Raw genomic sequence first — 9518 nt, 5'->3', positions numbered from 1 at the left:
TTTTGGGACGGGCACATGTTCGTTCGAGCGGAAATGTGCTGCTGCCTGAGGTTTTCCCGTCTGGGTGATCTTCCTTGACTCTCGCGCCGCAGGGCTGATTTGTTAGGCCCCACCTTGATCATTCAGGCGTGAGGAAGGTGTGCGGGTGAGCGCTGGTCGGTTGCAGGTCATCCAGGGTCAGGCCGCGCCGACGGTGCGAACGCTCGATCCGGCCCGGTTCCAGGCCGAGTGCGTGGAGGAGTTCGTCGCGTCGTGGATGGCTCGCGGTTTCTCGGATGTGACCATCACCAAGGACGTCGGCGTGCTGGAGCGGATGCTCGCGGCGCTGGGCCGCCCGGCCTGGGAGGTCACCGCCGAGGACGTTGATCGGGTGGTCGGGTCGCTGGCCTCGCAGGGGCGGGCGTGCTCGACCCGGCGGCACTATGTGCAGGCGTTCAAGGGGTTCCATCGGTTCCTCGAGGTCCGCAAGGCCACCGAGATCGAGGCCGCCTTCGGGATCCGGTTGCGGTGCCCGGTCGATGAGTTCAACGCCGCCCGACATGTCGGCGAGGACAGCACCGCCGAGCTCGCGCCACCGACCCCGGAGCGGGTGACCGGCTTCTTCGACTTCCTCAAGCAGCGCATCGCCACCGCCCGCAAGTACGGCCCGGCCGCGCGGGACTACGCGCTGTTCCGCACCCTGTATCACGCCGGGGTGCGGTCGGAGGAGACGGTGATGCTGGACCGGCCGGACACCCACTTCCACCGCGGACCGTTCGGCAAGCTGCACATCCGTTTCGGCAAGGGCGCCCGGACCTCCGGGCCGCGGCCGAGGTGGGTGCCGATGCTGGACGGGCTGGACCTAGTGCTGCGCTGGTTCCTGACCGACGTGCGCGGCCGGTTCCCCGACTCACCGGTGCTGTTCTGCGACGAGTCCGGCGGCCGGATGGCCGCCGGCACGATCCGCAACCGGCTGCGCCACCTCATGCAGCTGGAAGGACGCCCGGAGGCGGAGTGGTTCAGCCCGCACGGACTACGGCGGGCGTGCGCGACCCACTTGTATGAGCGCGGCGTGGACCTGGTGGCCATCCAGCAGCTACTTGGGCACTGGACGGTGAGTTCAACTCTCCGGTACGTCCGTCCCTCCGAAACGTTCATCGAGGACGCCTACCAGCGCGCGATCTCGGCGACGCTGACCGAGCTGACCGAAGGGGACTGATGCGCATGCGGATCCGATGGAAGCTGCGGATGGCGGCCGCGCAGCGGGAGGTCTGGACCGGAGCCCAGCTCAAACGGCTGCTGGCCGAGAAGGCCGGGCTGGAGATGTCCTCGGCGTCGGTGTCGGCGCTGTTCACCAAGCAGCCGTCGCAGATCAAACTCTCCACGTTGATCGCGTTGTGCACCGCACTGGACTGCACCCCGAACGACCTGTTCGAGGTCGACACCACCCCGATCGAACAACCCACCACCACCGCACCCGAGGCCAAGGCCGTCGGCGACAACCCGAACGCGGGACGCGGCCGGTCGATGCCACCGCTGTGACAGCGGCACAGCCGTGACGGTGCGGGTCAGCGACTGTGTCAAGTGCGGGCGCGGTGTCGCCCGCGCTGATCGAGACCTGTGCGCGCGGTGTCACTGGGCCGCCCGCAATGCGCCGGCGAAACACCCCTGTGGCCGCTGCGGCCGGCAGCGGGTCCTCCGGCCGGAGACCGGCCGCTGTGTGCGGTGCTCGCGCAGCTGCCGCCGCTGCGACGCCCCGGTGCTGTTCAAGGGCCGTGACCTCTGCTCGCGATGTCGCCGCCGCGAGCTACGCGAGCAGGCCAAGTCCGACTGTCCGCGGTGCGGCAAACGCGGAGTTCTGCGGGATGCGACCGGCTGGTGCGGGCCCTGTTCGCGGCCCGGTCGTCCACCCAACCCGGAGGCGGCCTGCCACGACTGCGGCACGGTCACCCGGCTGACCGGCGCCGGTCGATGCCACCGCTGCTGGAGCCGCTCGCCGCACCGCGTGCAGGTGCGGGCGGCGAACCTGGCCGACACCCTCGACGACGCGCCACTCTGGCTGGACGGCTTCGCGAACTACCTCACGCCCCGCCTACACCCGCAGCGCGCCTGCGCCATGCTCACCCGGCTCGGCCGACAACTGACCGCCACGGGCGGGGTGCATCCGCAGGCGCTGCTGGACCGCGCAGCCGACACCGATGCGGCGCTGGCCGGCTGGCTGGAAGACTTCTTCACCCGCAACCGCCTGGCACTGCCGCTGGACTGGGAGGAACGCCGCGCCGCCGGACGGCGTCGCCGCCGCATCGCAGCGATCCCCGAACCGGTGCGTCCGGCCGCCGAGGCCTTCGCCGAACACCTCCTCGCCAAGCGGGAACGAGCCCGCCGGGCCGCCACCCATCCACGCAAGCACGCCACCATCGACGCCCGGCTCAACGCCGTCCGCGACTTCGCGATCTTCCTGCACACCGAGCGCGGCAAGACCGACTGGGCCACCGTCGACGTCACCGACATCGAGGCCTTCCTGCCCGACCGGCCCAGCCGACGCGCCTCGCACCTCGGCGGCCTGCGGCAGTTCTTCGGCTTCGCCGCCCGCACCCGACGGATCCTCGTCGACCCCACCCGTACCCTGACCGCGCCACAGCCCTGGGGATTCCGCGGCCCCACCCTCACCCGGGAACGCGAGCGCTCCCTGTTCCGCCGGTGGAGCACCGACCCAGCGGTGCATCCGCACGAGGCGCTCGTCGGGCTGCTCGCGCTGCTGCACGGCGCCACCACCAGCGAGATCTGCGACCTCACCGACGAAGCGATCGACCACCACGGCCGGACCGTGCGGATCGGCCGCCGCCCCCGGCCGACCCCGCTAGACCCGTGGACCTGGGCCGCGCTGCAGCGTTGCCTCGACCACCGCCAGGACCTGGGCAGCGGCAACCCCCACCTGCTGGTCACCACGCGGACCAAGGCCACCCGAGCGGCGCCATCGGACGGCTACGTCAAACACACCCTCGACCCGGTCGGGATCCAGCCCCGCATCCTGCGCTCCACCCGCCTGGCCGACCTGGTCACCACCGTCGACGCCAAACTCGTCGCCACCGCTTACGGCATGACCAGCGACGGCGTCATCGCCTACCTCGCCGACCACGTCGACACCGCCAGGCTCCCGAACCCATGACACTTCAGCCGCCACCTCGCACACGTTCGCGCGAACATGTGCGCTTCCGCGAAGTTCTGGGCCAAGGTCCTCACCGACCTACGCAACCGCGGCGTGAAAGACATCGTGATCGCCTGCTGCGACGGACTGACTGGACTGCCCGACGCGATCCGCTCGGCGTTTCCCGACACCGTGATCCAAACCTGCGTGGTACACGTGATCCGCAACGCCATGCGCTTCATCTCCTACAGCGACCGCAAAAAGGTCGCCGCCGGAATGCGCGACATCTACACCGCCCCCACACTCGAGGCCGCCGAGATCGCACTGAAGAACTTCGACAAAGAATTCGGCACCCAATACCCCGCCGCCGTCCAGGTATGGCAACACGCCTGGAACGATTTCACCCCGTTCCTCGACTACCCACCCGAACTACGCCGGGTCATCTACACCACAAACCTCATCGAGAACATCAACTTCCAACTCCGCAAACTCACCAAGAACCGCGGACATTTCGACAGCGACGCCGCCGCAACGAAACTCCTCTACCTCGGACTACGCAACATCACCAGCCACCGAGGAGGACCATCAGGAACAGGCACATGGGGCTGGAAACAAGCACTCAACACCCTCGTCACCCTCTTCCCCAACCGCATACCACTCCACTAAGATAAGAAACACATCATCCGTGGCTTACACGGAAATCATGACAGTGCCTTCAACGGCAGTACTCCGGGACCGCCAGCCGGATCGAGAACTGTCAACTCGGCGTGTTTCTTGCTTACACCACACCGAGAGGACGTGCGCTCGTCGATCGCGAGTTAGATCTGCCGAAGTCCTGGATCGCCGATCGCGAGCGCTGCCGAGCAGCGGCAATACCCGATGAGATCGAGTTCGCGACGAAGACAACGCTGGCTAAGGCGATGCTCGCTCGCGCGTTCGCCGCCGGGGTGCCAGCACGATGGGTCACCGCCGACGAAGCCTACGGTCAAGACCACAAGTTCCGCTCCTGGATGGAACAACACCACATCGGTTATGTCGTGGCCGTGCCGCGCAACCAAGCCCTGCCCGCCGGCGGGTTCGCCACCGCACGGGCGGATCAGCTCGTCGCCCAGGCGCCGCCCGAGAGCTGGAAACGGCGCTCAGCCGGCAACGGCGCCAAGGGACCACGACTCTACGACTTGGCCGCGGCCACCGTCCCGACGATCGGCGAGCACACCCCCGGACGGCTGGACCCGCCGACTCCTCGTCCGCCGTCAGATCACCTCCGCTGGAGCGGAACCCGAACTGGCCTACTACCTGTGCTGCGCCCCCGCCACCACTCCAGACGAGGAATTGGTGCGCGTCGCCGGCGCACGCTGGGCCATCGAGGAGTGCTTCCAGACCGCCAAGACCGAAGTCGGTCTCGATCACTACCAGGTCCGACGCTATGACGCCTGGTATCGCCACATCACGCTCGCCATGCTCGCCCACGCCTACCTCGCCGTCACCGCCGCAGTGTCCCCAAAAGGCCTGGCCACGGCCTCATCCCGCTCACCCTCGGCGAAATCCGTCGTCTCCTGGCACATCTGATCCACACCGGGCGCCCATGGCTCCGGATCCAGGCCTGGTCACGCTGGCGCCGACGCCACCAACACCGCGCCAAGACCAGCCACTACCAGCGAAGACACAACCAACATCACGAAGTGCGGCTGGAGTACTAATGTAGGCCAGATCGCCGGCGGCCGATGCAGGCAGCTGTTACCGCGCGCGGCTAAGCGTAACGGGCCAGCTCCGTGGCGAGCTGCTCGCGGGCAGGAGTGATGGGGAAGTCCGGCCTCCCCTCGGCGGCTCGACGACCGGCGAGCACGTCGATGACAAAGCCGGCAACCGCGGCCGAATTCGGGGCTACCTGATCGCTGGCCAGATAGCCCACGACGGTGGCCGGCTCACCGGGTTCGGTCTCGACCGCGAGCGCCCAGCCGTGTCGCTCGTTCCCCACCAGCATCATGTCATGCCACGGTCGCTGCTCCCACCAGCAAGCCAGGCCCAGGTACGCCGACACCGTGTCACTGATCTCGAACGACATTGCCTCGGCAGGCACCCCCATCGCCCCAGCTACCGCTCGTAGGTAACCGGCGCCCGGTCACCCAGCTGGTATACGGTCGCACCGGACTGGTACGGCGATCAGCTGCACCACTTGTTCGGCGCCGAGTTGCTTCGCGCGGCGCGGGCGGTCGGGCTTGATCATTGGCGGCTCGGGTGTATCGAGGCCGGGAAGCTTCTGACGGAGCTGTTCCAGCGCTCTGAACTGGTTTCTTATGTTCGAGTCAGGTCTCCTACCCCTCCACAGGATACTTGTCGATATGCGACGTCGAATTGGGTCGGTTTCGTTACGCGGACCGATTCCATCGGTTCATGGATCAGGGACGTTGCCCGATGGATCTGTCAGGCCAAACGCCAGGATGGGTGTCAACAGTCAGGTTGATCTTCCTGCAGTCGCACGCCGACACCAAGGCCGCCTGACTGTCACCACGCGCATCGCTCGCGACTGGTGCCCGGTGCTTCGTCGGCGACTCGACCTCGGCGACTCGACACTGGACGCAAGCACTGCAACCCTCGCTGGCGAAGAGCTTTGGTCGCCGGAGCAACCCGTTTTGCAGACGTTTGGCCAGGGTTTCTGGTCAGCGGACCACGACGCCGTCTGTCACACCGGCGTACTTCTCCCGCAGCACGGTCTTGAGTAGTTTGCCGGTGGCGTTGCGCGGCAGGGCATCGACGAAGTGCACCTCGCGCGGGCACTTGAAGTGCGCCAGTCGTTCGCGGCACCAGGTGACGAGTTCTTCCGGGGCCGGGTCCCGCCCGGCCGCGGGGTCGGGTACGACGACGGCCACCACTCGCTCGCCCCATCGCGGATCGGGACCGCCGACCACTGCGGCGTCGGCGACCTTGGGGTGCTTGAACAACACCTGCTCGACCTCGATGGGATAGACGTTCTCACCACCGGAGATGATCATGTCTTTCTTCCGGTCGACCAGGGTGATGTAGCCTTCCTCGTCCATTCGCCCGAGATCACCGGTGTGGAACCAGCCGTTGCGGAAGGCCTCGGCGGTGGCCTCGGGGCGCATCCAGTAGCCAGCGAAGATGTTAGGACCGCGAAGGACCAGTTCGCCGACGGTGTTCGTCGGGACGTCCCGGTCGTCGTCGTCGACGATGCGGGCTTCGACGTGCATCGCGACCCGCCCGATCGACCCGGCCTTGCTCCTCGCGTGGGCCGAGTCGAGTATGGAGACCAGCGGCGCGGTCTCGGTCATGCCGAAGCCCTCGATGAACGGGACGCCTCGCTCGTTGAGGAACTCGATCATGGGCAGTGGACATGGAGCTCCGCCTCCCATGGCCAGTTCCAGGGACGACAGGTCGTAGGAGCCGAAGTTCGGTACCTGAGTGATCGCGACCCACATCGCCGGCACCATGAACTGGACCGTTGCGCGGTGCTCGGCCATGGCCGTGAGCGTGCCGACCGGGTCGAAGTTGGGCAGGATCACGTTCGTGCCACCGACGTAGAGCAGCGGCAGTGAGTGCACGCCGAGTCCGCCGATGTGGAACATCGGGGCCACCGTGACCGTCACGTCGCGCGAGGAAAGCGGGTGCTCGGTGCCGAGCACGTTGATCGCGTTCCAGAGCAAGTTGTCGTGGGTGAGCATGGCCCCCTTGGGGCGTCCGGTGGTCCCGGAGGTGTACATCAACATGGCGGTGTCAGTTCCGGCGACGTCCGCCGCGGCGAAGTCCGCCGGCCCGCTGGCCAGCAGCTCGTCGTAGGCCAGGCCGTCTTCGTACCCGCCGTCGCCCACCTGGACCGTGTGGCGTACCCGCACGCCGGGTTCGGTCAGGGCGCCGCGCACGATGTCGGTGAACTGGCCGTTGAACACGAGCACGTCCGCGCCGGAATCGCCGAGAATGAAACCGACCTCCATGGCGGCCAACCGCACGTTGATCGGCACCATGATCGCGCCGAGTTTCGCGCAGGCCAGCAGCGTCTCGAGGAACTCCACCGAGTTGACCATCAACGCGGCGACCCGGTCGCCCCTGCGCACGCCGAGTCCGGCGAGCGCCGAGGCCAGCTGATCGGTCCGCCGGTCGGCGTCCGCGTAGGTGAAAGTGCGCTCGCCCGCAACGAAGGCTTTCGAGTCGCCTTGCAGAAAGGCGCGTTTGGTGACCCAGGCGCCGATTCCTCGGTTCATCGTGTGTCTCCGGTTGGTAGTCGCCCCGCGCGGTACCACGGCGCGGGGGCGAGATCGTGGGCAGGTCTGTTCATCGGTCATGTCTGGGCTGCCGGAACGGTTCGCGTCGGTCGGCGGGTCGCCACGATTTCGGAACGCCACACTCGGGGACCGACTCGTCGCCGCCGAAGGTCTGGATCGAGCATGGTCACCGGCCGGGCGGAGACCGCTGCCGGTTGGGCGCGGGCTTGCTGTCTCGGTCACGTCGAACACGACCCCGCACTAGTCGTTGCGGAAGTGGTCCCGGTACTGATCGCGCAGGACGTTCTTCTGGATCTTTCCGGTGGCGGTGCGGGGCATCTCGTCCACGAACACGACGGCCTTGGGCACCTTGAACCCGGGCAGTCGACTGCGGGCGGCGGCGAGCACGTCCTCTTCGCTTAGATCACTGCCTGGCTTGCGGGTCACGACCGCCGTGATCGCCTCCGACCACCGTTCGTGCGGCAGTCCGACCGCGACGACCTCCTGGATGCGGGGTTCGGCCTCGTAGAGTGCCTTCTCCACCTCGATGGAGGCGACGTTCTCCCCGCCGGTTTTGATGACGTCCTTCTTGCGGTCGGCGAACCACAGCAGTCCGTCCGCGTCGAACCGGCCGACGTCGCCGGAGTGGAACCAACCGTGGGCGAACGCCGCGGCCGTGGCTTCGGGGTTGCGCAGGTAGCCCTCCATGGCGTGTGGGCCACGGTAGACGATCTCGCCCGTTTCGCCCTGGGGGAGCAGGTGGCCGTCGTCGTCCATGATGCCGACCTGCACGTTGGGAACCGGTAGTCCGACCGAACCGGCGTGGGACAGCTGGTATTCGGGGGGAAAGACCGTGGTGATCGGGTTCATCTCGGTCTGGCCGAAGCCGAGGGCGAACTCACATCCGAACACCTCGATCGCCCGGCGAAGGTCGGTGTCGGGCATCGGTGCCATGGCGTAGATCGCCAAGCGCAGGCTGGAGAGATCGCGTTTGTCGATGTCGTCGTGGTCCATCATCGCCCGGTACATCATGGGCAGCGCGAAGATTTCGGTGAGGCGTTCGGACTCGATGGTGGCCAGCAACGCCGCCGGATCGAAGGTGCGCAGCAGTACCGCGGTTCCCCCCATGTAGAACAGGCCGGTGGTGAAGCCGTTGAGTTGCGCGGTGTGGAACAGCGGCATCATCACCCCGGCGCGCTCCCGTTCGCTGATGCCCAGAACCAGCGGGGCGTTCAGTGATTCGAGATAGACCGCGAGGTGGCTGCTCACCACACCCTTGGGGGCCGAGGTGGTGCCGCTGGTGTAGAGGTAGCTGACCGGGTCGCGATCCTCGACGAAACACTCCGGCTCCGCGTCGCCTTCCGCGCCAACGAAGTCGTCGAACTCGCGCCAGGACGCCGAGCCCGAGGCTTCCCACGCCGCACCGGTGCCGTGGGCAACGACCACGTCGGTCACGGCGCTGTCGTCGAGCTGGTCCAGCGCGGCCGACACCAGGCCGGCAAGCTGGCTTTCCACGACGACGCCCCGGGACCGGGAGTGATCGAGCACGTAGGCGGTCTCCCGTGGGCCCCAAGCAAGATTGACCGGCACACAGACGACACCGGTCTTGGCGCACGCGTAGTAGGTCAGCAGGAACTCCGTGCTGTTTCCGCTGACCAGGGCCAGCACCTCGCCGCGCCGGTATCCGTTCCGCAGCAGCGCGTTCGCCAGCCGGTTCACCGCCGCGTTGAACTCGCGATAGGACAGCCGTCGTGGCCCGTCCACGACCGCCTCGTGGTCGGGGCGCCGCCAGGCGGTGCGGGTGAGCATGTCGCCGACATTCACCCGGGTCACCAGATTCCGCTGGAGATCTTGCTCGGTCATCGATTGGCTCTCCTTCTCGACACGCTCCGCGACGCGGCGGACCGGATGGCTTGGCCGAGGTGGCGACTGACGTCCGCCAGTTGTGAATCGTTCGTTGGGTGAGGCCCGCGGCATCGTGGCCGCTCGTCGCGTGCCCACGAACTGTTCACCACACGCGTGCCGAGGTCGTCGGCTCGCCGGTGGTTCAGCCGCCCGGGCCTAGGGTGCGTGTGAGCGCCAGGACCGTCGACGGACGGCTGGTCGTGTGGGAGGCTCCAGGTCGCGCGCACGACGAGGCCGCCGGCGGTGACGGGTTCCCGTCGGTGCGCGGC

The 9518-nt window shown here is 67.5% G+C and carries 5 protein-coding genes and 3 pseudogenes; 5 read left to right on the top strand and 3 right to left on the bottom strand.

Annotated features, from left to right (window positions below):
• Positions 1-145: 145 nt before the first annotated feature.
• The 5 genes and pseudogenes from BAY60_RS36035 to BAY60_RS36015 all read left to right on the top strand — a co-directional run.
• Positions 146-1198: a tyrosine-type recombinase/integrase gene (locus BAY60_RS36035; protein ID WP_112285741.1), complete on the top strand. Its 1053-nt coding sequence runs from the start codon at positions 146-148 to the stop codon at positions 1196-1198.
• A gap of 5 nt (positions 1199-1203) precedes the next feature.
• A complete protein-coding gene (locus tag BAY60_RS36030) occupies positions 1204-1521 on the top strand; it encodes a helix-turn-helix domain-containing protein (protein ID WP_112285747.1) in 318 nt (105 codons plus the stop codon).
• A 469-nt stretch (positions 1522-1990) separates the two neighbouring features.
• Positions 1991-3148: a tyrosine-type recombinase/integrase gene (locus BAY60_RS36025; protein WP_211330579.1), complete on the top strand. Its 1158-nt coding sequence runs from the start codon at positions 1991-1993 to the stop codon at positions 3146-3148.
• 21 nt (positions 3149-3169) lie between these two features.
• Positions 3170-3793 (top strand): annotated as a pseudogene (locus BAY60_RS36020) (IS256 family transposase); the annotation flags it as partial.
• A 47-nt stretch (positions 3794-3840) separates the two neighbouring features.
• Positions 3841-4696: pseudogene (locus BAY60_RS36015) on the top strand (IS701 family transposase); the annotation flags it as partial.
• 181 nt (positions 4697-4877) lie between these two features.
• Here the strand turns inward: BAY60_RS36015 and BAY60_RS36010 are convergent.
• From BAY60_RS36010 to BAY60_RS35995, 3 genes and pseudogenes are all read right to left on the bottom strand, one after another.
• A pseudogene (locus tag BAY60_RS36010) lies at positions 4878-5225 on the bottom strand (DUF6292 family protein); the annotation flags it as partial.
• A gap of 562 nt (positions 5226-5787) precedes the next feature.
• On the bottom strand, positions 5788-7344 hold the full coding sequence (locus BAY60_RS36000) for an acyl-CoA synthetase (RefSeq protein ID WP_112285739.1): 1557 nt from the start codon (positions 7342-7344) through the stop codon (positions 5788-5790).
• A 261-nt stretch (positions 7345-7605) separates the two neighbouring features.
• Positions 7606-9207 carry an AMP-binding protein gene (locus BAY60_RS35995; RefSeq protein ID WP_110341427.1) on the bottom strand — a complete coding sequence of 534 codons (1602 nt, stop codon included), beginning with the start codon at positions 9205-9207 and terminating at the stop codon, positions 7606-7608.
• Positions 9208-9518: the final 311 nt, after the last annotated feature.

Origin of the sequence: Prauserella muralis, assembly GCF_003202285.1 — a bacterium.
Taxonomy (GTDB): domain Bacteria; phylum Actinomycetota; class Actinomycetes; order Mycobacteriales; family Pseudonocardiaceae; genus Prauserella_B; species Prauserella_B muralis.
Note: the sequence above shows the minus strand (reverse complement) of the source record. Positions and strands in the feature narration are given on the sequence as shown.

Bases quoted from the DNA above. Each gene is read 5' to 3' on its own strand.
- BAY60_RS36000 (WP_112285739.1), bottom strand. From the start codon at position 7,344: ATGAACCGAGGAATCGGCGCCTGGGTCACCAAACGCGCCTTTCTGCAA.
- BAY60_RS36030 (WP_112285747.1), top strand. From the start codon at position 1,204: ATGCGGATCCGATGGAAGCTGCGGATGGCGGCCGCGCAGCGGGAGGTC.
- BAY60_RS35995 (WP_110341427.1), bottom strand. From the start codon at position 9,207: ATGACCGAGCAAGATCTCCAGCGGAATCTGGTGACCCGGGTGAATGTC.